The 26,640-nt window shown below is 43.7% G+C and carries 23 protein-coding genes; 9 read left to right on the top strand and 14 right to left on the bottom strand.

Features of this window, described 5'->3' with window-relative positions; all coding sequences use genetic code 11:
- Positions 1-10: 10 nt before the first annotated feature.
- Both ptsP and rppH read right to left on the bottom strand, forming a co-directional pair.
- Positions 11-2,260: a phosphoenolpyruvate--protein phosphotransferase gene (gene ptsP / locus M9196_RS10655; protein WP_250617520.1), complete on the bottom strand. Its 2,250-nt coding sequence runs from the start codon at positions 2,258-2,260 to the stop codon at positions 11-13.
- Positions 2,261-2,262: 2 nt separating this feature from the next.
- The gene (rppH, locus tag M9196_RS10650) at positions 2,263-2,781 is read right to left on the bottom strand and encodes an RNA pyrophosphohydrolase (RefSeq protein WP_250617519.1); all 519 of its coding nucleotides are present in this window, start codon (positions 2,779-2,781) and stop codon (positions 2,263-2,265) included.
- A 619-nt stretch (positions 2,782-3,400) separates the two neighbouring features.
- On the opposite strand from rppH, the gene mutH reads away from it, so the two are divergent.
- Positions 3,401-4,075 carry a DNA mismatch repair endonuclease MutH gene (gene mutH / locus M9196_RS10645; RefSeq protein ID WP_250617518.1) on the top strand — a complete coding sequence of 225 codons (675 nt, stop codon included), beginning with the start codon at positions 3,401-3,403 and terminating at the stop codon, positions 4,073-4,075.
- Here mutH and M9196_RS10640 read toward each other — a convergent pair.
- A complete protein-coding gene (locus M9196_RS10640; RefSeq protein ID WP_250617517.1) occupies positions 4,067-4,375 on the bottom strand; it encodes a DUF6482 family protein in 309 nt (102 codons plus the stop codon). The two genes, mutH and M9196_RS10640, sit on opposite strands and share 9 nt — an antisense overlap.
- 155 nt (positions 4,376-4,530) lie before the next feature.
- Here M9196_RS10640 and M9196_RS10635 point away from each other — a divergent pair, with 155 nt between their 5' ends.
- Positions 4,531-5,565, top strand: a complete 1,035-nt coding sequence (locus M9196_RS10635) for an NADP(H)-dependent aldo-keto reductase (RefSeq protein ID WP_250617516.1) — start codon at positions 4,531-4,533, stop codon at positions 5,563-5,565.
- A gap of 87 nt (positions 5,566-5,652) precedes the next feature.
- Here the strand turns inward: M9196_RS10635 and M9196_RS10630 are convergent, their stop codons facing one another.
- From M9196_RS10630 to xerD, 8 genes are all read right to left on the bottom strand, one after another.
- Entirely contained in the window at positions 5,653-5,907 is a 255-nt protein-coding gene (locus M9196_RS10630) for a DUF1127 domain-containing protein (RefSeq protein WP_250617515.1), read from the bottom strand.
- 108 nt (positions 5,908-6,015) lie between these two features.
- Positions 6,016-6,141: a hypothetical protein gene (locus M9196_RS23520; protein WP_284677155.1), complete on the bottom strand. Its 126-nt coding sequence runs from the start codon at positions 6,139-6,141 to the stop codon at positions 6,016-6,018.
- Between the two features lie 490 nt (positions 6,142-6,631).
- Positions 6,632-7,960: a sigma-54-dependent transcriptional regulator gene (locus M9196_RS10625; protein WP_250617514.1), complete on the bottom strand. Its 1,329-nt coding sequence runs from the start codon at positions 7,958-7,960 to the stop codon at positions 6,632-6,634.
- Between the two features lie 234 nt (positions 7,961-8,194).
- Positions 8,195-9,712 carry a lysine--tRNA ligase gene (gene lysS, locus M9196_RS10620; RefSeq protein WP_250617513.1) on the bottom strand — a complete coding sequence of 506 codons (1,518 nt, stop codon included), beginning with the start codon at positions 9,710-9,712 and terminating at the stop codon, positions 8,195-8,197.
- A 30-nt stretch (positions 9,713-9,742) separates the two neighbouring features.
- A protein-coding gene (prfB, locus tag M9196_RS10615; protein WP_250617512.1) for a peptide chain release factor 2 occupies positions 9,743-10,841 on the bottom strand; the annotation gives its coding sequence in 2 pieces (ribosomal slippage) (positions 9,743-10,765 and positions 10,767-10,841; 1,098 coding nt in all).
- Positions 10,842-10,945: 104 nt separating this feature from the next.
- Entirely contained in the window at positions 10,946-12,685 is a 1,740-nt protein-coding gene (gene recJ / locus M9196_RS10610) for a single-stranded-DNA-specific exonuclease RecJ (protein WP_250617566.1), read from the bottom strand.
- A 37-nt stretch (positions 12,686-12,722) separates the two neighbouring features.
- Positions 12,723-13,511, bottom strand: coding sequence for a bifunctional protein-disulfide isomerase/oxidoreductase DsbC (gene dsbC / locus M9196_RS10605; RefSeq protein WP_250617511.1), 789 nt, complete (start codon positions 13,509-13,511; stop codon positions 12,723-12,725).
- 74 nt (positions 13,512-13,585) lie between these two features.
- Positions 13,586-14,494: a site-specific tyrosine recombinase XerD gene (gene xerD / locus M9196_RS10600; protein WP_406707669.1), complete on the bottom strand. Its 909-nt coding sequence runs from the start codon at positions 14,492-14,494 to the stop codon at positions 13,586-13,588.
- Positions 14,495-14,650: 156 nt separating this feature from the next.
- Between xerD and fldB the strand changes: the two genes are divergently transcribed.
- Complete coding sequence (gene fldB, locus M9196_RS10595) at positions 14,651-15,169, top strand: flavodoxin FldB (protein ID WP_250617510.1); 519 nt, start codon at positions 14,651-14,653, stop codon at positions 15,167-15,169.
- 226 nt (positions 15,170-15,395) lie between these two features.
- On the opposite strand, the gene brnQ is transcribed toward fldB, so the two are convergent.
- A complete protein-coding gene (gene brnQ / locus M9196_RS10590) occupies positions 15,396-16,706 on the bottom strand; it encodes a branched-chain amino acid transport system II carrier protein (protein ID WP_250617509.1) in 1,311 nt (436 codons plus the stop codon).
- 296 nt (positions 16,707-17,002) lie between these two features.
- On the opposite strand from brnQ, the gene M9196_RS10585 reads away from it, so the two are divergent.
- Positions 17,003-17,725: a tRNA1(Val) (adenine(37)-N6)-methyltransferase gene (locus M9196_RS10585; RefSeq protein WP_250617508.1), complete on the top strand. Its 723-nt coding sequence runs from the start codon at positions 17,003-17,005 to the stop codon at positions 17,723-17,725.
- A gap of 95 nt (positions 17,726-17,820) precedes the next feature.
- Positions 17,821-19,050, top strand: coding sequence for an ATP-dependent RNA helicase SrmB (srmB, locus tag M9196_RS10580; RefSeq protein ID WP_250617507.1), 1,230 nt, complete (start codon positions 17,821-17,823; stop codon positions 19,048-19,050).
- A gap of 121 nt (positions 19,051-19,171) precedes the next feature.
- Here the strand turns inward: srmB and yaaA are convergent, their stop codons facing one another.
- Entirely contained in the window at positions 19,172-19,945 is a 774-nt protein-coding gene (gene yaaA, locus M9196_RS10575; RefSeq protein ID WP_250617506.1) for a peroxide stress protein YaaA, read from the bottom strand.
- Between the two features lie 113 nt (positions 19,946-20,058).
- Positions 20,059-21,501: an alanine/glycine:cation symporter family protein gene (locus M9196_RS10570; protein ID WP_250617505.1), complete on the bottom strand. Its 1,443-nt coding sequence runs from the start codon at positions 21,499-21,501 to the stop codon at positions 20,059-20,061.
- A gap of 702 nt (positions 21,502-22,203) precedes the next feature.
- Between M9196_RS10570 and M9196_RS10565 the strand changes: the two genes are divergently transcribed.
- The 4 genes from M9196_RS10565 (at position 22,204) to M9196_RS10550 (ending at position 26,604) form a co-directional block, all read left to right on the top strand.
- A complete protein-coding gene (locus tag M9196_RS10565) occupies positions 22,204-22,389 on the top strand; it encodes a DUF3545 family protein (RefSeq protein WP_250617504.1) in 186 nt (61 codons plus the stop codon).
- Between the two features lie 217 nt (positions 22,390-22,606).
- Positions 22,607-23,518, top strand: coding sequence for a helix-turn-helix domain-containing protein (locus M9196_RS10560; protein WP_250617503.1), 912 nt, complete (start codon positions 22,607-22,609; stop codon positions 23,516-23,518).
- A gap of 165 nt (positions 23,519-23,683) precedes the next feature.
- On the top strand, positions 23,684-25,804 hold the full coding sequence (locus M9196_RS10555) for a TonB-dependent siderophore receptor (RefSeq protein WP_406707677.1): 2,121 nt from the start codon (positions 23,684-23,686) through the stop codon (positions 25,802-25,804).
- Between the two features lie 77 nt (positions 25,805-25,881).
- Positions 25,882-26,604 (top strand): siderophore ferric iron reductase, encoded by a 723-nt coding sequence (locus tag M9196_RS10550; RefSeq protein ID WP_250617501.1) that lies wholly within the window; start codon positions 25,882-25,884, stop codon positions 26,602-26,604.
- Positions 26,605-26,640: the final 36 nt, after the last annotated feature.

Here is a 26,640-nt window from a genome sequence, read left to right as displayed (position 1 = left end):
TAGGCGGGCACTAAGATTTACCGGCACGAATAAAGCCAGCTAAGCCTTTTTCCTCAAAATAGTTTCGCATCTGATTATAAATAGCATCGCCATACGGTTGCAGCAATGCTTGATTGGCTAAGTGTTTCAATTCTTCCATTGTGGTTTGACGAAGAAGGTACTTCACTTTAGCGACATTCGAAGTATTCATACTCAAGGTGTCATATCCTAAACCCACTAACAATAATGCGCCTAGCGGGTCGCCGGCTAATTCGCCACAGATACAAACGGGTAATTGGTGAGACTGACACGTTTGAAAGATATGCTTCATCGCAGCTAACACTGATGGATGTAATGTCTCATAGATATCAGCAACCTGTGCATTATTTCGATCAACCGCCAGCAAATATTGTGTTAAGTCATTGGTTCCCACGGAAACAAAATCAACTTTTTCCGCCATAAATGGCAGTAGATAAAGCATGGAAGGAACTTCGATCATCACACCGATCTGCGGTGGAAGAATATCGAGCTGTAATTGAGCGACTTCATCATACGCTTGATTAATCAACGCAATCGCACCATCTAACTCCTGAACCGAAGAAACCATTGGCAACAGGATACTTAAATTGTCGAGCCCTTGACTTGCTCTTAGCATCGCTCGTAATTGAATAAGAAAAATATCAGGATGGTCAAGGGTAAATCGAATACCGCGCCACCCAAGGAATGGGTTATCCTCTTCAATCGGTAGGTATGGCAGCGCCTTATCTCCCCCGATATCCAGCGTTCGCATCACAACACGTTTGGTTGGATAAGCTTGCAATACCGCGCGATATTGCTGAACCTGCTCTTCCTCTGAAGGAAATTGCTGCTGTAACAGGAAGGATATTTCTGTTCGATACAGCCCTACACCATCAACACCTTTGTTCAATGAAATACTGGTATCAGCACTTAATCCAGCATTAAGTAACACCTGAATTCGTTGGCCATCTTTCGTTGCCGCATCTAGATCAAGCGTCTGCTCAACCATATGAGACAACTCGCTCTCTTCCGTCACGAGCTCACGGTATTCAGTCAACAGCTCTGCAGCTGGGTCTGGAAATATCTCACCGCTGTAACCATCAACAATAGAAAGCTTGCCATTTAACAGCTCAGGGTTAATGCTCACACCCATGACAGCAGGTATTCCCATCGCTCGAGATAAAATAGCCGCATGAGAATTCGCGGCCCCTTCAAGCGACACAACCGCAAGTAACTTATCTTTTGGCACCGATGCTAAGATGGATGCCGTTAACTCTCTCACAACCAAAATTATCGGTTCGGCAAAGTCATGTACTGGCTGTTCAGAATTATGGAGGAAAAATAGTAATCGCTGACCGAGTTCCCGCACATCTTGAGCTCGCTCACGAAGATAAATGTCGGACATTTTGGCAAATCGGTTTGCATAACTCTCAACGACTTGGCGAAGTGCCCAGTCAGCCCTATCCCCTTTTGCTATCTGCGCTTTCAGATCTTTTCGCAACATCGGATCATTCAGTAAATGGGTGAATAGATCGAATATCGCGAGCGCATCTTTGTTGAGCTCTAGATCCAATTTTTTACGCATTCGCTTAAAATCCGCCAAGGCGTTATCAATCGCAAGCGAAAGGAGTTCTTGTTCACGTTTGATATCTAGCGCAGAGGCGGGAAACACATCGCTCAACTCTGGCTGAGTGTTATCCCACCACATTGGACCAATGGCAACCCCAGAGGACGCTGCAATCCCCTTAACCACCGTTAGCTGATTATCGTCGAAAAAGCTAAGTCCTTGTGATTTAGCGTGAGCAATAAGTACTGCAACTTGAGCAGCAAGTGTCACTAAAAATGATTCTTCTGTTTCACTAAATTGGCGAGATTGTTTTTGTTGGATAACCAGTACCCCAAGCACCTGCTTGCGGTGAATAATCGGGGTACCTAAAAAGGCATTGTAGGTATCCTCCCCCAACTGAGGGAAAAATTTAAACGCGGAGTGCTTAGCGGCTTGCGCGATATTGATTGGTTCAGCGGTGCGCTTTACTAACCCTACCAAGCCCTCATCAAAATTGATATGAATCGTATCACCTTGAAAGGTTAGGCCTTGGGTCGCCATAAGCTCTAAGCGCTGCTGCTGCTCATTCGCCAAATAAATTGTGCAGCACTCCGTATGTATGGCTGCACAAGTCTGTTTAACTAAAATCTCGAGGGCCACATGCACGTTATCTTCTTTAGACACGTGCTCAACTATTTCCCTTAGTTGCGAAAGCATACTTACCCTCTTCGGTGTTTTCTTTTGCCTTTAAACTTACGTTCCTTAAAAGGCATTGCGAGAGAAGCAAATTCTTTCATCGCACGACGATACACATCACGCTTAAAAGAGACAACTTGCCTAACAGGATACCAATAACTTACCCAACGCCAACCATCAAACTCAGGGGTACTACCACGCTGCATATTGATTTTAGATTCATCACAATCTAAACGCAGTAAGAACCATTTCTGTTTTTGTCCAATACAAACAGGTTTCGAGTCCCAACGAACCAATCGCTTCGGTAACTTATACCTTAGCCAATGGCGGCTAACACCGACAATTTTAACATCGTCTTTTGTTAACCCGACTTCCTCGTATAATTCTCGGAACATGGCCTGCTCAGGGGATTCACCTTCGTCAATACCGCCCTGAGGAAACTGCCATGAGTGTTGCCCGTATCGTTTAGCCCAGAAGACCTGACCATGGTTGTTACAGATTACAATACCCACATTTAGTCGGTAACCATCGCCATCTATCACTGGCCAACCTCAATTAAATTTTCATTACCTTGATTTTTCCACATATCCCCAAGTTGAGCAAATGTAGACATCCGTAAATTTGAACATTTACCAGTTAATCGAACATCTATGGATAAGTTTTGCTCACTATATAACTTATCAACACAGCAATGAGACATAGACCACATTTATTCACCTTTTCTGTGAATAACCATGTGAAGAATCTTTGATCTTCTACTCTAACTCGTCAGTGCTTTCTTACTTACTGTAATATTAAAAATCACCAGTAATAAATAAAACATTTAATAACAACACCTTAAGTTTATTCCAATTAAGCGCTAGCGTTTATAGATCAGATTTTTTAAGCAAGATCTTAGATCGGTCAAAGATCGACCAAAGGCGAATTTATCCACACCACGCACGCTAACAATTTTGTCAATCACGAATAATCAAGCACTAATTTCCATAACATACCTGTTTATTCATACAGAAAATCAAGAGTAAAAGAAATATAAAATCAAGCTGTGGATAACTAATACATTGATCTAAATGGCTACTCTTGTGATCTTTTTTTGTACAGGTACTCTCCAAACTCCATGGTAAACTACACTGGTCATTTATCTTTATTACGTTCGTTACTATGAAAACAACCCCGACATCTGAAGCCGAATTAATGGCTCGAGCCCGAAATATTGCGGGCCTCACATTTGGTAAACTCGCACAAGAAGCGAAAATGAATGTTCCAGAAACGCTAAAGCGGGATAAGGGTTGGGTTGGACAATTATTAGAATGGCATCTTGGCGCCAAAGCTGGGAGCAAGCCAACCCAAGATTTTCCAGAGATCGGCATAGAGCTTAAAAGCATTCCAATTAGTTATACAGGATCACCATTAGAATCGACATTTGTCTGTGTCGCCCCACTCGTTGGTGTGCATGGATTGACATGGGAACGTAGCCATATTCGCAATAAATTATCGCGCGTGCTTTGGTTACCTGTAGAAGGCGAAAGAGAAATTCCAGTTGCAGACCGACGCGTGGGATCCCCACTCATTTGGAGCCCATCATCAGAAGAAGAGTTAATGCTAAAAAATGACTGGGAAGAGTTGATGGAACACATCACGCTTGGGCAAATCAATCAATTGACCGCTCATAATGGTGAAATTCTGCAGATACGACCGAAAGCCGCCAACAGCCGTGTAACGACTGGCGCTTATGGCGTAAACGGGCAACCTATCAAAACCTTACCGCGTGGTTTCTATCTAAGAGCCAAGTTTACCGCGTATATTCTTGAAACCTACTTTAGTCATTCAGTGTAGTTTCAGTTCAATGTCGCAATAGCGATTCATCTCACCCGCACTACCACATTCGTCGTAGGCGTTATGTAAACGAAGATAAGCCTTCTCAACGCCCAATTTTTGCAGCACCTCTTTAACAGAGTCTAGGGACTCAAAGTGAATGGGCTCATCGTCTTCCTTAATAGGTTCTAGTTTATGTTTATATTCCACTGCTAATAAATAATGTGAAATATCAGCACAACCAATTACAAAGACTTTAGGTGGGGTATAGCTGTCTTTGTGATACCCATGTAACCACCGATCGAGCTGATGTTTTTGCATATTCCACCTCCTGTAGTCATCTATGTGGACAATGCTTTATGAATTTATTAATAATTTACAGTTTAGTAAAAGAAATTAAGAAGTGTCGGAATTAAACTGAAGTTTTAAATAAAAGCGGTATAGTGAAAGAAAATCATCGTAACAAGGAAGGCTCAATGAAATATCGATTACTCCCTCATTCCTCTCTTGAAGTTAGCAAAATCGCCTTGGGTACAATGACGTTTGGTGAACAAAATACTAAAAAAGACGCATTTGACCAGCTTGATTTTGCTCTAGAGCGCGGCGTCAACTTCATCGATACTGCCGAAATGTACCCAGTTCCCCCCAAATCAGCAACACAGGGGCTAACTGAAAGCTACATCGGTGATTGGCTATCGCAATCAGATAAAAGACAAAAGGTGGTACTTGCAACGAAGGTAGCTGGTCCAAGAACCTTACCTTATATTAGAGATAATATAAGTTTAGATCGCCGTAATATCCATCAAGCTATCGATGATAGTCTCACTCGGCTCAAAACTGACTATATCGATCTCTATCAGCTTCATTGGCCTCAAAGACAAACGAATTGCTTTGGTCAATTAAATTACCCGTACCCAGATGGGAATGACGACGTCTCGCTGATCGAGACATTAGAAGCACTGAATGAATTAATTAATGCTGGAAAGATCCGCTATATTGGCGTTTCTAATGAAACCCCTTGGGGCGTAATGTCCTTATTAAAATTAGCAGAAAAGCACAACTTACCGAGAATTGTATCCATACAAAACCCTTATAACTTGCTCAATCGTAGCTTTGAAGTCGGTTTGTCTGAAATAAGCCATCATGAGGGCGTTGAACTGCTCGCTTATTCCCCTCTTGCCTTTGGATGCTTAAGCGGAAAGTACCTCAATGGTCAAAGACCAAAAGGCGCTCGTTGTAGTGAGTTCGAACGCTTTGTTCGTTATTTCACACCACTCGGTATTGAAGCGACACAAGCGTATATCGATATCGCTAATAAACATAATATTGATCCTTCACAAATGGCGCTAGCATTTGTGAATCAACGCCCTTTTGTCGCGTCAAATATTATTGGAGCTACAAACTTATCTCAACTTGAAGCCAATATTAATAGCATTAATATTACGCTTTCTGATGAACTAATGAGAGATATTCAAGAAGTAGGGACACGTTATTCTAACCCGTGCCCCTAATTGACGTTAACATTTGAACGTAAGCTCATGCTCTGTTAACCAAGCAAACGGTATTTTTAGGCGGGCAGCATAACAACCCGCCTAAGATTACGTCGCTATTGTAGATCGCAACATCCTTCGAAGATGACGAGTCTTACGTTTGGCAACAATCGCTGGCGCAACCGTCACTGTTCCTAGCGGGCGACCTTGGCTATCTAAACCAATATCTCGAAGCAAATGCTCATTATGCAGAGGAAGCTGATAAGCATTGCGGCGATAGCGACGCTTCCATTCTCTTTCTTCATGGTGAAGATCCGCTTTAATTAACCAAGTAGCAAGAGTTAGATAAACAGATGTACGCATAGTAGTGTCTCCTAATTTTACAAATATATGAGGAGAGAAATAGCGATCTAAAGAAAACTTCTGTGACTTTGGAGACTGCTATTTCCGCAGCCTCTAGAGGTACGGGTATTAAAGTTTATTGGTATCAAACATAAATGCAGGGCTGGCTGAAAACAGCGCAATATGCATCCCTTGTCGTTTCATACACTCACGTGAAAGTGCGATAGTTTTGATAGTAATGTTACGATTCATCATTTACGCCTCCACGTTAACTTAATAATCCGAAATAATTTGAATGGTTTGAGCTCGAAGTTCATGGTTAATATTCAACCAAAGCGGTGTTATTTTCAACAAATTTGTTACAAAGAAAAACAATAACATAAATTATTCTATATTCTCACGGCTTCACCACGTAAACATGAAGTAATAAATTGAATATGTAACTCTTAATAGTGATTCATTTCAAATAAACAGATAACAACCGGATCAATAAATTAATTCTCTTGTTAAAACACAGTTCACAAAAATAATGCAATCTAAAGTGAAACTGGTACCAATATCTATACGACACACTTAAAAACTGCAGGCTCGTTACAGGTTAGCACCAACTTGTAGATGGGAATAAACTTGTAGATGGGAATAAATTTGTAGGAGGGAATAAAAAGACGACTGCGCATAATCCTGAATCGTGGCCAAAAAAAACCACCGCGACAAGCAGTGGTTGATAAGCTAAACGAATAACGAGTTACGATGTTTCTTCCGTGATTAAGCTGTGCTTATTTAGCAAGCGATACATTGTCGCTCGAGATATGCCTAATTCCTTTGCTGCGAGGGTTACCTGACCATTGTGGCTGTCGAGTACCAATATTAGTGCATCTCGCTCGGAGCGCTCTCGGATGCTCTTTAAACTACGTTTGCCAGAGTATGTGCCAGGCAATTCAAAATGCTTCTTAGACAACACTTCTTCTTCTGTCATCAACACTGCTCGTTTAACCTGATTCAATAACTCTTTTACGTTACCGGGCCAATGATAGTAAGTCAGTGTCTTAAGCGCATCATCGTCAATAGATTTTACTGGGGAATTAAATTCTTTGGAAAACTGGCCAATATAATGATTCACCAAAACCCCAATATCCGTTGCCCGCTCTTTTAAACTCGGAACATTAATCCTAAGAACATTGATACAGTGGTATAATTCATCATTAAATAAGCCATCCCCTAGCGCTTTTTCTATATCAGATGAGTCAGCAGCTAACACTCGAATGTCATATTCTTTCCACCCGTTAATCGTCTCCACTTTGCCTTCTTGATAAAATTTCAATAAGTTCATTTGCTGTTTTGGCTGCAAAGTAAATATGTCTTTGAGAAGGATCGTGCCTCCCGCCGCTTGCTCAAGCAAGGAAATTTGATCCGGATTATGCAAACCGAAAAATTCATTTTCAAAACGAGCATCGGAAAAGGCTCGACAATTCAACGAGATAAAAGGTTTCTGTGAACGAGAAGAACAGCGATGAATCGCTTTCGCGACCGTTTCCTTTCCACACCCAACCTCTCCATGAATCATAATACTGACATCTGTTGGGCCAATACGTTTAATCTGGTCTCTCAGCCGTCTTACCGGTAAGGATTGCCCAACAAGACCAAGGTCGTGATTATTGCCATTATGCGGCCAAACCTTTTGTTCAAGTTTAAGCATTCCAAGTTGGTGGCCAATCGTGCCCATTAAGCGTGAATCAGGAATAGGTACCGTAAAAAAGTCGATACAGAAATTCACTATGAATTGGCATATAGTGTCTGAACTTAATTGAGATTCTCTGATAAAAGCAATCCATCTCACCTGTTTATGGGTGCTCACCAATTTCGCAATCCCATTTAGGCTAAAGTCATCTCGTGTTAAATCCACAATACCAATACAAGGACCTATTTCAGAAAATATGGCATCGGCTTTACGCAAATCAGAACATTGCGTACATCGCCAGCCCGCTTGTTCTAAAACAGATAACCATGGCTCGTAGGTTCCCCCCACTACCACTAAAGCGCCGGGGATGGAATCCATCTTAAACTCGGTTCCCATTACATCATTCCTTATTATTACTTTTAGGATTCAACTGGTTAATTCTATTGAATAGGACTATTCTCACAAGGTAACTCTTACATTATTGCCGACTTTACCTGTCTCATATTTAAGACTAGTGCACAGTTTTTTATTTTTCTACAAAAGTTATTGATTTTTCTACAACAGTTTTTGTTTTTTGGCATAAAAAAAGCCTCTCAATAGAGAGGCTTTAGGTATTTATTGATCCGCTAATTACTGCTGAGGACGCATTGCTGGGAACAAAATAACGTCACGAATAGTGTGAGTATTGGTAAACAGCATTGCTAAACGATCAATACCAATACCTTGACCAGCCGTTGGCGGTAAACCGTGCTCTAACGCAGTAATGTAATCAGCATCGTAGTACATCGCTTCATCATCACCCGCGTCTTTTGCATTCACTTGCGCTTTAAAGCGAGCATCTTGATCTTCTGCATCATTAAGCTCAGAGAAACCATTTGCCACTTCACGACCACCGATAAAGAACTCAAAGCGGTCAGTAAAGAATGGGTTGTCGTCGCTACGACGAGCCAATGGTGAGATATCTGCAGGGTAGCCAGTGATAAACGTTGGTTGCATCAACTGAGGCTCAGCCGTTTCACCAAAGATTTCTTCTAGTAGCTGACCACATGTCCAGAATGTTTCTACATCAACATGGACAGATTTTGCAATAGAGACCATAAGCTCACGGTCTTGTAAGTCAGCTTCCGTTAGCGCTTGGATCTGTGCGTGATCTGGGTTGTACTGCTTAATCGCGTCAAACATACTTAGACGAGCATACGTGCCGCCAAACTCAACCGTTTCATCACCGTATGGCATTGATGTAGAGCCCAGCACATCCATTGCTGCCGTGCTTAGCATCTCTTCAGTCAGATCCATAAGATCTTTGTAGTCGGCATACGCTTGGTAGAATTCCATCATGGTGAATTCAGGGTTATGACGCGGAGACAATCCTTCGTTACGGAAGTTACGGTTGATTTCGAATACACGATCAAAACCACCCACCACCAAACGCTTCAGGTACAACTCTGGCGCGACACGCAGATACATGTCGATATCCAGCGCGTTGTGATGAGTCACGAATGGACGAGCCGTTGCACCACCAGGGATAACATGCATCATCGGGGTTTCAACTTCCAAGTAACCTTTTGAGCTCATGAAGTTACGGATAGAAGAAACCAATTTAGAGCGAATGATAAATGCGCTACGAGAATCTTCGTTAACGATTAAGTCAACATAACGCTGACGGTAACGCATTTCTTGATCCGTTAGACCGTGGAATTTCTCAGGTAGCGGACGAAGTGCTTTGGTTAGCAGTTCAAACTTTTCCATATTCACGTAAAGATCGCCTTTACCTGACTTATGAAGTGCCCCTGTTACACCAATGATGTCACCAATATCAAGGCCTTGATATTGTTCTTTTAGGATCTTCTGAACATCTTTTGCTGCGTATGCTTGGATACGACCAGACGTCTCTTGAATCGCTAGGAACGGACCACGTTTTGCCATTACACGACCGGCAATAGACACAATATGGTTTAGCTCTTCTAGCTCTTCTTTCGATTTTTCACCGAACTCAGCTTGTAGATCGCCAGCTAAATGCTCACGACGGAAATCATTTGGGTGGCCATTCGCTTTGCAGCTTTTGCGGATGTGATCCAGCTTGCTACGACGCTCAGCAATTAACTTGTTTTCTTCTTGTAGGTTTTCATTTTGAACAGCATCAGTCATTTGGATGTACCCTGTTAAGTTGCTAAAAGCTTACAGACCTGATTTCAGGCTAGCTTCGATAAATTTGTCTAAATCACCATCAAGTACCGCCTGCGTATTGCGGTTCTCAACGCCTGTTCTTAAATCTTTGATTCGTGAGTCGTCTAATACGTATGAACGTATTTGGCTGCCCCAACCGATATCCGATTTCGCATCTTCGTTCGCTTGTTTTTCAGCGTTCTGCTTGTGGACTTCTAACTCAAACAGTTTAGCTCGAAGCTGCTTCATCGCCTGATCTTTGTTCTTATGCTGAGAACGATCGTTTTGGCACTGAACCACGGTATTAGTTGGTACGTGTGTAATACGAACCGCAGATTCTGTGGTATTGACGTGCTGACCGCCCGCGCCAGAAGCACGGTATACGTCGATGCGCAGATCAGAAGGATTGATATCAATCTGAATGTTGTCATCAATCTCAGGATAGATAAACGCAGAAGCAAAAGAGGTATGGCGTCGACCACTTGAGTCAAATGGTGATTTACGAACAAGACGATGGACACCAGTTTCTGTCCGCAGCCAGCCGTAAGCATATTCGCCGCTAATTCGGACCGTCGCGCCTTTCAAACCAGCGACATCACCGTCAGACACTTCAATGACTTCTGTCTTAAAGCCTTTCGCTTCAGCCCAGCGCAAATACATGCGCAGTAACATGGACGTCCAGTCTTGAGCTTCTGTACCGCCAGAACCAGATTGCAAATCGATATAACAATCTGATGCATCGTGATCACCGGCAAACATACGACGAAATTCTAGCTTTTCTAGCTTCGCTTCTAGCTCTACCAGTTCTGGTTCAATTTCGTCAAAGGTTTCTTGGTCTTCTTCTTCAACTGCAAGCTCAAGCAAACCAGCCACATCTTCAACACCTTGGTCAAGTATATCGATGGTCTCAACGATCGCTTCAAGAGATGAACGTTCTTTGCCCAACGCTTGTGCGCGCTCTGGCTCATTCCATACATCCGGTTGTTCTAATTCTGCGTTGACTTCTTCTAGACGCTCTTTCTTAGCATCATAGTCAAAGATACCCCCTCAGGATATTCGTGCGCTCGGTCACGTCCTGTAGGCGGTTTTTAATAGGATTGATTTCAAACATATTCGCTCAGCATTTATGAGTAGAATTTAACCGGAGAATTCTACTCAAAAATGTGATGAAGATACAGAAAAATATCGATTTAGCTTGCGGTTTTAAAAGCGTCTCTATCGAGGCTCAATATGATCCACCATGAGCTGCAGAGATTGATTTCCGCGGAACTCATTAATGTCCAATTTGTACGCGAGTGTCACCGTTTTTACTGACGCATCGGGCCAGCGACGTAAATCCACATTAAAAGCTATCGCATCCAGCATAATATTGGTGCCAAACCCTTTATGCATCGGCTCAACCATTAACTTCAGGTGCTTCTCGCCCACCAGTTTTTGATGCAGTACCTTAAACTCTCCATCAAAAATAGGCTCTGGGAAAGCTTGCCCCCACGGTCCACCAGCACGCAATGTTTCTGCGGTGTGCATGGAGAATTCTTCAGGTGATAATTCACCATCCGATAAAACCACCCCCTTTAACGCCGTTTCTCCCAGCTCATCACGTACAATCTGGTCAAAGAGCAGGCTAAACCGTTCAAAGTCTTTCTCTTGAATCGTTAAACCTGCCGCCATCGCGTGGCCGCCAAATTTCGCTATTAACCCAGGGTTTTGCGTATCGATACGATCAAGTGCGTCACGCATGTGCAATCCTGGGATTGAACGACAAGAGCCTTTAATGCTTCCCTCACCACCATCAGCAAACGCAATCACAGGGCGATGAAATTTATCTTTTATCCGTGACGCCAAAATACCTATTACGCCCTGATGCCAATCTCTTTGAAATAGTGCTAAGCCATAAGGCATGGTGGTTTTATCACTGATCTGTAGACGCTCACAAAAAGCCAATGCCTCTTGTTTCATGCCCTCTTCTATTTCTTTTCGAGTTTGGTTCAATCCGTCCAATTCACTGGCCATGCGCCTCGCCGCATGAATGTTGTCACTCATTAAGAGCTCAACACCAAATGACATATCATCAAGCCGACCAGCAGCATTAATTCTAGGGCCAAGAGCAAAACCAAAATCGGTTGCCACTAACTTTCGAGGATCTCGCTTAGCAATTTCAATCAACGCTTGAATCCCTGGCCTTGCTTTGCCGGCGCGGATGCGCTGTAAGCCCTGATGAACGAGTATTCGATTATTTTTATCCAGCGGTACCACATCAGCCACCGTGCCCAACGCGACCAGATCAATCAGCTCCATCAATTTAGGCTCAGCCATGCCTTGTGAGGCAAACCAATTTTGCTTTCTCATCGCCACGCATAGCGCCATCATCAGATAAAAAGCAACACCCACCCCCGCTAACGCCTTAGAAGGAAAGTTACATTCATTAAGATTGGGGTTAACCATTGCGTCGACTTCAGGAAGCTCACCGCCAGGAAGGTGGTGATCGGTAACAATCACTTGTAACCCTTTCTCTTTTGCGTACTTCACGCCCGAGATCGAAGAAACGCCGTTATCCACCGTCATGATGACTTCGGCACCAATATCTAACACTTGGTCAACGACTTCTGGACTCAAACCATAGCCATCTTCAAATCGGTTCGGTACTAGGTAGTCCACATTACGGCTACCCAGCATGCGCAACGCTAATACTGATAACGCCGAGCTGGTTGCACCATCAGCATCGAAATCTCCCACGACGATAATACGTTTTTGCTCGCGAATCGCTTGAAACAAAAGCTCTACAGCCTTATCAATACCAGCTAATTCAGTATAAGAATGCAAACCCTTGGCCGCTTTTTCTAATTCTTCAAGGCTAGAAATACCACGAGAAAGATATAAGCGTCTTAGGATTTCAGGGATCGTCTCCGGTAATGCAGAGACATCGACAGGATCACGGCGTTGAATTTCTATCATAAAATCAAAAGGGCCCAATAATGAGCCCATGTCCTATTTATTTTTTAATGCTATCAAGGCGTTTGAGAAGATCAGCCGGTGGTAAGTACCCTCCGACCATTTCACCATTTGGTAAGAAAATAGCCGGCGTACCGCTAATCCCTAACTCACGACCTAAATTATAATGTGTCGCGATTGTTGCTTTGCATTGCGCTAAATCCCCATCAAAGCTTGGCTGCTTGCGGTTAACCTTTGCGTCATGCATAGCGGTATTTGGATCCTCATCACACCAGATCTTTGCCATATTTTCAGCCACCTGACCATTTGCCCCTTCACGAGGGTAGGCTAAATAACGGACAGTAATGCCAAGATCATTGTAGCCCTGCATTTGACTATGTAGTCGCACACAATACCCACAAGTAATATCGGTAAAGATGGTTACCGCGTATTTCTCGTCATCCGCTTTATATTCAATCATGCTATCGCGATATTGGGTGATTTTCTCTGCATTCAGCGGGGCTTGGCGCTCGGCAATGATGTCTTTGTAATTGCCATCTTTATCTAATGCGTACAAAGTCCCTGCGATAAAGTGGTCACCATTAGGTGAGGTAAATAGAACCCCTCCTTCTGTGCGTACTTCCATCAAGCCCTGAATATCAGAGGGTACAACTTCAAGCACTTCGATGCCTATTTTGGCAAAGCGAGACACAATTTCAGTCTCATCGGCAGACACCGGTGCCGCGACTTCAACCTTCGCAGGCTGGGAGGTGGGTTGAGATTCTTCCGCACCACACGCAGTGACAAAGAAAGGAAGAGAAAAAAGAGTCAAACAGCGCATTACGCTCATTAAAGTCACCATGAATTCAAAAATATCGATTTTTATACGGTTTCCGAACGAATAAAGCGTTCAAAAAGGTAAAATTAAGCCCTTGGATGATGCTGGCTATGAATGTTTTTCAACCTTTCAGTTGCAACATGAGTATAAATTTGTGTCGTTGATAAGTCACTATGTCCTAACAACATCTGTACGACACGTAAATCGGCCCCATAGTTCAATAGGTGTGTCGCAAACGCATGTCTCAGCACATGCGGCGAGAGCAGCTCAGTATCAATACCCGCTAATACAGCATAGTACTTAATGCGATGCCAAAATGTTTGCCGCGTCATTTGTTTCGCTCGCTTACTGGGGAAAACCACATCTGAGGTTTTCTCCCCCAATAAGTCTGGTCGTCCATTTTCAATAAATTCACCAATCCAATCAATAGCATTTTCACCCATTGGCACCAATCTTTCTTTATTTCCCTTACCGACAACACGAACCACCCCTTGTCTAAGGCTGATATTCTCCATGGTAAGGCTAACCAGCTCTGTAACACGGAGACCCGTGGCGTACAGCAACTCCAGCATGGCTTTGTCACGAAGCTCAAGTGGATTATTCAGGTCAGGCGCATCGAGAAGAGCCATCACTTGATCTTCCGACAAATCTTTAGGAAGCCGTTTGGGCAGTTTAGGACTAATAAGTAGCGCGGTAGGATCATCAGCACGCACTTTTTCACGATGGATATATTGAAAGAGACGACGAATGGCTGACAGCATACGAGCTCGAGAGCTTTGATGATAGTCTTGGTCTACCAACCAAGTTTGGTATTCTTGTAAGCCCGAAAAGCTGATAAATTGCAGTTTATAATGGTGTTTATTCATCCAAACCAGCAGTTTAATGAGGTCATTTCGATACGACGACAGCGTATTCTCTGCTAACCCTCTCTCCATCCACATTGAGTCCAAAAATTGTTCGACTAACCCTTGGTCTTGGATATTGACGTCACTCACTGTAACCTCTTGTATGTTTATACAGTACTAAAAACAGAATATTCGACTTAAGGTGAGAATGCCAATAAAACTCAATAAATCCTCGATAACCGCTGCAACGCTAAGCAAATTAAAGGTAGAATCCGATACCATAGACTCACAACCATGCGAACGATTATGAAAATAGGATTATTTTACGGCTCATCGACGTGCTACACAGAGATGGCATCAGAGAAAATACGCGATATTATTGGCCCAGATATCGTTGATATATTTAATGTAAAAGATACCCCTATTTCGCAAATGAGCGACTATGATTTACTTATCTTAGGGATCTCTACATGGGATTTTGGTGAACTCCAAGAAGACTGGGGCGGGATATGGGATCAAATCGCTGGCGTACCACTAAAAGGCAAGTACGTCGCGCTGTTCGGACTCGGCGATCAAGAAGGCTATGGCGAGTGGTATCTGGATGCGATGGGAATGCTTCATGATGAACTCAAACCCACTGGCGCTAACTTTATCGGTTATTGGCCCAATGTGGGTTATGAATTCGAAGCATCCAAAGCGCTCATTGACAATAACAGTAAGTTTGTTGGCTTAGCACTCGATGAAGATTCACAATATGAACTAAGCGAAGAGCGCATTGCTGCATGGTGCGAACAGATCCTTGTTGAATATCAAGCCTCGCTGTAAACATAGTGCCTATCTAGTCCAGCTTCGGTTCAATTCTGAATTCAAGTACTGCAGGCTAGTCAAGTAAATAGAGACACAAAAAAACGGCACCCTAGGTGCCGTTTTATTCATCAATACTCATCGCGACTCAATCTCGGTTCTACATAGTCTCGATTCTACATAGTCTCGAATCTAATTAGTCTCGAGCGATGTCATAGATTCGATGATATCAATCTAAAGCCTTCCACTAAGCCGCTTCTTCAGTAAGTTCATCTGCATTACGGCCAATAAAGCCCATACAAATAATCGCCGTTGTTGTTGGCAACACCCAACCCATACCAACGCTAAACAGTGGTAAGAAATTAAAGAATGATACATCTAGACCCGCGACTTTAGCTGCATCGATTAATGCGAATGCCAACGACACTAAGATCACCACGCGGTATGCTAGCTTAGGGTTTGGTAAGAACTTGCGAACAAACGTCAACGCCACGAGGGCAATCGCAACAGGATAAAGGGCAAATAGTACCGGAACCGACAACGAAATCAGTTGAGCAAGACCAATATTAGCAACCGTTGCACAAGCTGCGCCAAGAATCACAACCCACTTTTTATAGCTTACTGAAGTAATGGTACTGAAGTAGTCAGAGCAAGCTGAAATAAGACCAATCGCGGTAGTCAAACAAGCCAGTAATACGATTACAGACAGGACAACTTGCCCATAAGGTCCGAATAAGGCTTGAACGTACTGGCTTAACACCGCACCACCATTATCCGCTCCCGCGGCAACGGTTGCGCTTGTTGCACCAAGGTAAAACAGCGAAATGTACACAAATGCTAAACCTGCAGCAGCAATGAAGGCAGCGTTAATCAAGTACTTCGTTGTTGCACTTTGCTCAGTAATACCCTTCTTACGTAACGCATCAACAATCAGCATACCAAACATCAAAGAACCAAAGGTATCCATGGTGTTATAACCTTCAAGGAATCCGGTTGTTAATGGTTGTGTCGCGTAATCACCAACAGGCGCTATCATGTCACCTTGCGGGTCAACAAATACCGCAACAGCAAGAATAATCAGACCGACAAAAAGCGCTGGCGTCAGTACTTTACCGATGACATCAATCAACTTACCTTGAGACCATGCAAAACACATGGCAACCGCAAAAAACAAAATAGAGAAAACCGTTAGGTGTATTTGCGTCGCTTCCAAAAAGAATGGACGAATCGCCATTTCATACGCTACTAGGCCGGTACGCGGCGCAGCAAATGCAGGACCAATAATGATAAAGATAAGCACTGCAATTAACATAGCTGCACGCTTTGGCAGATCTTTAGTCAGGTGCTCCCAAGAGCCCCCTGCCACCGCGACAGCAATAATGGTAATAAGAGGAAGACCTACCGCAGTGAGAAGAAAGCCTGTCATTGCAGGTAACAAGTTTTCACCCGCTAGTTGGCCCGCTAGAGGGGGAAATATAATGTTGCCCGCACCTAGAAAAAATGCAAACAGCATAAAGCCGACTGCTATAATATCTGTTGTTTTTAAGCTCTGATTCACAGATATACCCCTATAAGTTAATGTTGTGTGTTATCGAGAAAATCGTTGTTTACCCGTATAATTTAGGGCGGCATGATGACGAATAGACTTAGGATTAGCAATAGAGTCAGAAAAAAACACTATATTAATTTATACAAGCAAGCTAAAAGCAGTTTGTTTAACCAGTTTAATCAAAAAAACTGGAATATAATCTCGATCATTTATCAAAACAATATACATACAATCAGAACATACACCCATACAATTAATTAACAATAGATTAATTCACTCAATAGCAAACGATTAACCATATAATCATGACCTCTAGAACCGGTAAAATAAAAAGCTTTGCATTCAAACAGTTCAAAATCCACTCCGGTGGAGCAGGGATGCCAGTCAGCACTGATGGTGTTATGTTGGGTGCTTGGGCAACGTTCCAACATACTGACCCAATCCTTGATATTGGCGTCGGTACTGGGTTACTGACATTAATGCTGGCTCAGCGTTATCCTGATGGGGTGATCCACGCCATTGACATCGAAGACAGCGCCATCGAAGACACAAACAACAACGTTGCGCACTCACAATGGCAAAACCGAATTCATGTCTTTAAAGGGGACATTCTTAGCCATAATTTTGAACATACCTTTTCTGGCATTATCTGTAATCCCCCTTACTTTAATTCAGGCGAGCAAGCGACACTTAAGCAAAGGGCAACCGCTCGACATACCTCGAGCCTGGATCATCGCGATCTTCTGTCGCGCTGCTATCGCCTGCTCAACAACGACGGAGAAGCCAGCTTTATCCTTCCGCTGACAGAGGGGGAGCATTTCATCAAGATTGCTCAAAGTGAAGGGTGGTTTATTGGCCGGCGCTGCTTAGTTCGCCCAACACTGGCGAAACCGGTCAACCGAATTCTTTTCACATTACGTAAGCAACAAACCACGACCATCGAAGAGCAATTAGTCATTCATAGTCCTAATGGCGGCTATTCTGACGCCTTTATTCAGCTAACTGGTGACTTTTACCTTAAAATGTAAGTGCGCTTAGCGAGCGTTTGAGTATAATAGCCGCCCTACTTTTCCTGTGTCGTTTTTTTGTGCAGGTACACCCTCAGTCTTGTGGAGACACGATAGTGATCAGAACATTCGCCGAATTAGATTTAGACCCAATCCTTTTAGAAGCGATTGAAGACATGGGCTATGAACGCCCTACTCAGGTTCAGGCAGAAGCCATTCCACAAGCTTTAGAGGCGAAAGATATCCTAGCATCCGCGCCAACCGGAACGGGTAAAACCGCTTCGTTTGCGATCCCTGCTATCCAGTACCTGCTTGACTTCCCAAGAAAAAAAGCCGGCCCTGCGCGTATCCTTGTGTTAACGCCGACTCGTGAACTTGCGATGCAAGTTGCCGAACACACCAAAGCACTGGCAAAGAATACCCACTTAAAGGTTGCAACCATCACTGGTGGTGTAACGTACGACACGCACGCCGATACATTGGCACAAACACAAGACATCGTGGTCGCGACTCCAGGCCGTCTGATGGAATATATCGAAGCAGAACGCTTTGATTGCCGTGCTATTGAGTGGCTAGTCCTTGACGAAGCAGATCGCATGCTCGATATGGGCTTTGGACCAACCGTTGACCGTCTATCAGCAGAATGTCGCTGGCGTAAACAAACACTGCTATTTTCAGCGACACTGGAAGGCAGTGGTGTGGAAGGGTTCACTACCGACCTTTTAAAAAACCCAGCAGAAATTAAAGCTGAGCCGTCATTACGTGAGCGTAAAAAAATCACGCAATGGTACCACCGTGCCGACACAGCAGAGCACAAACTTACCTTGCTTAAGCATATTTTAACCGAGCAAGCTGAACGTACGATTGTCTTTTTGAAAACGCGTGAGCGTCTTGCCGATCTTCGTCAACAACTTGATAGCGCTCAAATACCTTGTGCATGGATTCAGGGTGAAATGCCCCAAGATCGCCGCAATAACGCGATAAGCCGATTCAAGGATGGCTCAGTTAACGTACTACTCGCGACGGATGTTGCGGCTCGCGGCATTGATCTTCCCGATGTATCACACGTGATTAACTATGATTTACCTCGCACCGCGGATGTGTACTTACACCGCATCGGTCGTACCGCTCGCGCAGGTAAAAAAGGCATCGCGATTTCTATTGTTGAAGCACACGACCAGCCAATGATAGAGCGCGTGGCACGTTACACGAGTGAAACGATCAAAGAGCGCTTTATCGAAGGGCTTCGTCCTACGCATAAAAAACCAACGTTCAAGAAAAAGAAGAAAGTGAAAAAAGACGACAAGAAAAAGACCGTCAAGAAAAAAGCTGCGAAAAAGAAGTAACGCGCGCTTAGAACCTTACTCTTTCAAACGAATCGTATTTTTCCAACGAACAGTACTTGTGAAAAAATGCCCCACTCTGTGAGTGGGGCATTTTTTATAATCGGACTCAACGTGGTTTAAATCACTGTTCCTCGCGCTTAAATACCAGTTCACTCGCCGTCGATTCATCTGCAACAAAATAATAGCCAGCGGTGTCAAATTGCTGCAACGCTTCCACAGAATCAATTTGGTTATCAATAATATATCGAGCCATCATTCCACGCGCTTTTTTAGCGTAAAAGCTGATCACTTTGTATTGGCCATTTTTGCAATCTTTAAACACAGGGGTGACCACCTGGCTGTTTAATTGCTTTACTTTGACAGCTTTGAAATACTCATTGGACGCTAAGTTAACTAAAATGTCACTCTCGTGATCCGCCAGAACGTCATTCAATTTATCCGTAATGAGATTCCCCCAAAACTGATATAAATTGCTACCGCGATCATTCGCAAGCTTCGTTCCCATCTCTAGGCGATAAGGCTGCATTAGATCCAAAGGTTTCAATAATCCATATAGACCCGATAGCATACGCAAGTGCTGTTGAGCGTAGTCAAAATCAGCGTCAGACATACTTTCTGCGTCTAGCCCGGTATACACATCCCCTTTAAATGCAAGAATAGCTTGGCGCGCATTCTCGGTGGTAAAGCTTGTATCCCACTCTTCAAAGCGCGCGACGTTCAGTCCCGCAATCTTGTCACTCACCTTCATCAACGCCGATACATCAGCTGGTGTCAGCTTACGACACACTTCAATCAGTTCCGCTGACTGCTCAATAAATTCAGGCTGGGTGAAACGTTCTGTTGCCAAAGGAGATTCATAGTCCAGCGTTTTGGCAGGTGAGACAACAATTAGCATAACTTTACTCTTATCATGATTATTTGTGACCAGTATAAAAAAAGCCACGCATGAACTTCAATGAAATCCTGCATGGCTTCGTCTATTTCTGAGATAGGAAGTGGCTATTGAGACTATTTAGCCTTATCAGTTCCCTCTCTATCATCCCAAATTCCTGGTTCGAGTTGAGATTTCAGTTCAGGGTAATCATTGGCATCAAAGGTTGGGACTTTACCCGCTTTTAGCTGCTGGTTGTAATCCTTAGCCAATTTGACCACGATGCCCGACAGCAGAATAATCGCAACCAAGTTAACCAGCGCCATCAAGCCCATTGAGACGTCCGCTAACGCCCAAATCATAGGTAGTGTAGCGACTGAACCAAACAGCACCATGCCTAGCACGACAAGACGGAATAGACCCAGTCCAGCTTTATGGTTGTGCTCTAGGAAAATTAGATTCGTCTCTGCATACGAATAGTTAGCAATGATTGAAGTAAACGCGAAGAAGAAAATCGCTACAGCAATGAAAATACCGCCCCAATCACCCACTTGGGAACTTAAAGCACGCTGCGTCAATTCAATCCCCGTCACTTCACCATGAGGGACGTATTCACCAGACATCAAAATAATCGCAACCGTCGCAGAACAAATAACGACAGTATCAACAAAGACACCTAGCATTTGTACGTAACCTTGCGATGCAGGATGTGGTGGATATGGCGTCGCTGATGCCGCTGCATTAGGTGCAGAACCCATACCAGCTTCGTTAGAGAACAAGCCACGTTTAATACCTTGGATCATCGCTTGTGCAATGGCATAACCTACACCACCAGCGGCCGCTTCTTGTAGACCAAACGCACTCTTAAAGATATACGCTAGGATCTCTGGCACTTTTTCGATGTTCATGAAAACAACGTATAACGCCAGTACAAGGTAAGCCAGTGCCATAATTGGGACAATCAGCTCAGCTGTGCGAGCAATCTTACGAATTCCACCAAAGATGACAAACGCAGAAATCAACGCAATGGCAATACCTACGTACAATGGCTCAAAGCCAAACGCCGTTTGCATTGCGTTGGCAATGGCGTTAGCTTGCACGGCATTGAACACTAAACCAAACGCGATGATAAGAAAGACGGAGAACAATACCCCCATCCAACGCATGCCTAGACCTTTTTCCATATAGTACGCCGGACCACCACGGTAGTTTCCGTCGTCATCGCGTGTCTTGTATAGTTGTGCCAACGTGCTCTCTGCAAATGACGTTGCCATGCCAAGCATTGCAATCAGCCACATCCAGAAAATGGCACCCGGTCCACCAAATGTCAGAGCAACGGCAACACCTGCCATGTTACCTGTTCCCACACGTGCCGCTAAACTGGTACAAAGTGCTTGAAAAGATGAGATACCAGCAGCGTCAGATTTACGACTGTTTTTCAGTACACTGAACATGTGACCGAAGTGGCGGAACTGAATAAACCCAAGGCGAACTGTAAAATAAATCCCTACGCCTACGAGCAGATAAACCAGAATCGATCCCCAAAGAAGATCGTTCATTAAACTAATAATGTCTGTCACTTTAAAACCTCTTTTATAATTAGAGCGCCGCTAGCACATCCCGTGCTCACTAAGTTACTGAGGTTATACCCATCCGTGTGGTTTTGATTAATTCACTGTTTTTCACGGCAACTTAGCTTGTATTTCCCACCTATTGGGAACGGAATACAAATCGACATATCATTTGACGCAGCGGATTCTGCAGGGATGCTCGAGAAAAATCAATACGCAACTGCACTGATAACAAAGTAATTTTTCACTATACCATCACGTTCCCTTAACACTAACCGCAACATTACCATTACTAAACATCATCAATTCCCCTTCCTATCGGTAACAACTAGTAAGCATAGCAATGAAAACTGATCGCACCATGCGACTCTCGAATAAACCTTTATTCATCAGAGGTCGAGGCACATTTATAGAATGGCATGCTTTTTAATCATTCTTGTCGAATGAGAATGTTTCTCGCACAAGCTTATATCTCTCAATTTGCCTGATAGGGGCTCGCGTTAACAAACATTGCCAAGTATTTCTTTTTCATCATTTGATTCAAACGGTTACTTTTTAATCTAACGATATCGATAAAACTGTGAGATTGAGTTCAATTTGGCATAAAACATTCATACTAAAGAAACAAATGAGAAATAAATCAAAGTTATCCTATCGAGGAGTATGGTACTTAAAAGTCTCCGCAAGGAGATAAATACTAAGAGGTAGCTTATGGATGGCTTTGAACTAAACGATATTATGGAAATGGATGCTCCCCGGACTCGAGCATCTCGATCAAAACCACTAAAACGTAAATGGCGCGAAATAGAAGCAATAAAAGACAAACGACGTTTACAAAAAGAACTCAATGATATGGACATCGGGCTGGATTTCGCTTACGAAGACATCAAGCTTTAACTCACCTAATCTTCAGAGTTGGAGGAGCCTGAATCCTTTTCTCTGAACTTGAATAGCGCCCTCAATCGAGGGCGTTACCTTATTTGACTCTCGTATCGACGCTTCGATCAGCAAAACACAGCGAATGAATGAAGCTTGTCAACGTCGTACAATTATTCGACGACTCACATCAAAAATGCCAGAATACTCGTTTCTAGCCACCGAGTAAGCACGTACTATGGTCTCCAAACGAAAGCCCATTCATCTCAATCGAGTTGAAAAAGTGGTTGAATACATCAATAACAACTTGGATAAGCCATTAACCGTCGCAGAACTTGCTAGCATTAGCTGCTGGTCTCGCTGGCAACTCCAACGCGTCTTTCAAGAACAAACAAAACAGAACATCGCTCAATACGTGCGCCAACAGAAGCTTAGCCGAGCCGCTGAACATCTTCTTTCCAACGAAAGTAAAATCACAGATATCGCATTAGAATTTGGCTTTAATTCTGAAGTCAGCTTCAGTCGCGCTTTTAAGCAACTTTTTTCGGTGTCGCCACGACAATACAAACAACAAGGTATGCTAAAAGGTATCCGTCTGCCCTTGGTCATGAGCCCTGAACTTCCGCTGGAGCAAAGCGCCAGTCAGGTAGTTCGCATCGAAACACGCACGGCCAGTACTTTTTTCGGTGTGCATGCCCCCATCGATACCCTTTACACAATTAATCCCCAATATAGTACTCAAGCGGCACGTATTTGGCGCCAATTCACCCAAGCAACGCATGGACAGCGCCAAGACTCTGAACCTGTATTTGGTGTTATTGATACTATCCACCCTCTTCCCGACACTCAGCTCATTTACTGGGCCAGCTGTGAGCACACAAACCTCGATAGCCAGCAAGTAGAGTACGCAAAGTCGCATCTAGATTGCTTGACTGTCCCTGAACAAACCTATGCCGTCATCACGCATGTCGGTCCCATTGCAAACTTCCCCAAAACATTGGAATGGGTGCTTAACCACTGGTTACCACTCTCAGGATTCTACGGCGAAGAAGGCTATGAACTGGAGCGCTACCCAAGCCACTATAATCCGTTGAGCAGCGACGCTTGTATGGAGTTCTGGCTTCCAATTCGCTCCGCAGACACCAAATAACATCACCAACTATTAGGGGTGCTATAAAAAACTTGCACCAAATTGTTAAGTATCACAAAATCATAATCAGTAGAATGAAAATGAAATTAATTATCAATCACATTCAAAACTCGTTAAATAAACTCTCTGATTATGTTAAAAACAAAAGTATCCCCAATAGCAGTAATGGTATCTATATTGTTGTCTTCAGTAAGCGCGCTGTCTTCATCAAACGTATTGGCAGCATCTAATGCTGAAGAACCATCGTCAACAGATGAACAGATGACCGTTTTAGGGAAAACGTATCGTAATACGGCAACCAAAACCTCTCTAGCGCCTGAAGAAACACCACAAACACTCAATATAATCACAAGCGAAGAAATGGAGCAACGCGGAGCTAAATCCGTAATGCAGGCATTGCGTTATGCACCTGGTGTTGCTACAGAAAACAAAGGTGGTGCCGTCGTATTCAATGACTTCGTCACAATTCGTGGTTTTGGTTCTTCTCAGAATTACTATGATGGTCTGATGCTACCTGAGTTACCGGGCTGGAATGCGAAACCGCAGATCGACCCTATTGCTATGGAGCGCTTAGAGATATTTAAAGGCCCTACATCAGTATTGTATGGCTCTATGCCTCCTGGTGGCATGGTAAACATCATTGCAAAAGCCCCCAGTTTTGAAGAAAACACTAAGGTCAATGTAGCGACAGGCTTAAACAACCTAATGGAAGCATCCATTGATAAAACGGGCGCGCTGAGCGACAACGTTTCTTACCGCTTGATCGCTCTGGGACGAAAGAAAGACAGCACAATCGATCATGTGAAAGAAGAGCGCTACGTCTTTGCGCCATCAGTGAACTGGAACGTTTCAGATAGCACACTCGTCAACTTCAATCTTTACTATCAAAATGACCCGAATCTGGGTCAAAACGTTTCAGTGCCTATCGAAGCGATTGAATCAGGAAAAATGTCTGCTTCAACCTTTGCTGGAGACACAAATTTCAACGAAATTAAACGAGAGTTTGTTGTTGCTGGCTATAAGATTAACCATGAATTCAACAACGATTGGACCTTCTTACAAAACTTCCGTTACATGGAAACTAAGTTCGATCAAAAAACCACTCAAAGTGCGGGCAGCGATGGCTTTAACGCTGAGACAGGTGAATTACAACGTACCGCTTACACAACGGATGAGCAATCCAAAGGTTTAAGTATTGATAACCAGCTTTCCGGTTTTGTGAATACCGGCAGTGTTGATCATTACCTTTTGTTTGGTATCGACTATCGCTCTGTAGAAGGTGACTCGGCGTACAACAGCTTTACTGGCGTAGACAGCATCAATCTTTACAACCCTGATAATAGTAAGCTTGATCCAAATAACTTCACACCCGGCTACTACTCTAATACGGATGTCTCTATTAAACAGCTTGGTGGTTACTTCCAAGACCAAATGTTGGTTGATAACTGGGTATTAATGGCTGGCGGCCGTTATGATTTAGTGGAATCTAGTACCGATAAATCAGAAAACGGCGGCACAACAAATAACACGACCTCTCGAGCCAGTAACTTTTCCTACCGGTTAGGCGCATTATATCAATTCGACAATGGCCTTTCTCCGTTTGCAAATTTTGCAACCAGCTTTGAACCTAACGCAAAGGTTGACGCTTCAGGCAAGAACCTTGATCCAGAAACAGGTGAGCAGATTGAAGCCGGTGTTAAGTACACATCGTTCGATTCGACAACCAGCGCTTCAGCCGCTCTATTCCATATTAAAAAGCAAAACGTAGGGGTTCGTCGAGACGGTAATGCACCGTGGGAGGCTGTCGGCGAAGTTCGCTCTCAAGGTTTAGAACTAGAAGGACACTCTGCAGTCACAGAAAGTCTCGATATCATTGCTAATTACACATATACCGATATGGAAATCACCAAAGACGATAACCAAGCCAACGTGGGACAGAAAGCGATCTATGTTCCTGACCACGCCGCAAACCTTTGGGCAAACTACACCATGCATCAAGGTGTGATGCAGGGGTTACGTGTAGGCGGTGGTGTACGCTACGTCGGAAACGCAGCACTGAATAATGGTACAACCAACCTAAACACGGGCACGGTTCCTTCCTATACCTTGGTGGATTTATCCATTGGCTACGACCTAGGTCAAGTCAGCGATAGCATGAAAGGGGCAACCGCAAACGTCATCGCCAACAACCTCTTTAACCAAGAATACTACAGTTGCTACAGCCAAAGTTATTGCTGGGTTGGACAACAACAAACGGTCGAACTCAACATCAAATTTGACCTTTAGTGTAGTGCGTCATCATTAGCTCAGTCATGCAGCGCAAGCATCGCGCTGCATGACCTTTTTATTTAAGTTCAAACGTTATGACCCATACATGTAATCTGCAAACGCTCACCAACATTACTACACAAGTTTCCCCACTGTTACGTTCGTTACCAGAAAACTCATGTGTCATTAATCCAACGATAAACACCAATAATCACATCGATACTCTCTACCAATTTTGGAAAACTACCCACCCTGAAGCGGGGCGCATTTACTGGCTCACTCGGGCTTGGACAATGCTCATTTGGCAACCTGTCACCATCGCACTGATCGCGAGTTACTACTCAGATCAAGTACCAACGCTGAGCTCCATGATACAGGGGCTGAATCGACAAACAGGTGTGGTGGGCAATTTTGATTTTCGTGAGCATCAGTGGCAGTCAGGCAATCAACATGAACGTCAACGTTTTGTCGCTCAAGAGCTCAACATACTGTTAGATGACTTGGCTAACCAATTCGACAACGTTTGCAGGATAAGCCCATCAACTCGTGAAAAACTGCTTGCTGACACCGTCATGGAAATGTTACTCCGTGGCTTAAAACAAATGGTCTTAACTCAGCAATTAACAAGAGAAAATATCGAACTCGCCTTCTCTCATGAACTCCACCATTGGCAACAAGCACTTAAACTCCCTGTTAAACGTTTTGGCCAGCTGAATGTGGCCAGTGATGGAGAGTTCTTCATACAAAAACGTGTGTGTTGCATGCACTACCGAAGATCCGATGGCAATTACTGCCAAGGCTGCCCGCAAAAAAAGTAGCCTTTTCTTCATTAAAGTTATCTTATTTCATGCACT

Source organism: Vibrio methylphosphonaticus (assembly GCF_023634655.1).
Taxonomy (GTDB): Bacteria; Pseudomonadota; Gammaproteobacteria; order Enterobacterales; family Vibrionaceae; genus Vibrio; species Vibrio methylphosphonaticus.
The sequence above is the reverse complement of the archived record's forward strand: the minus strand, read 5'-3'. Positions and strand labels throughout refer to the sequence as shown.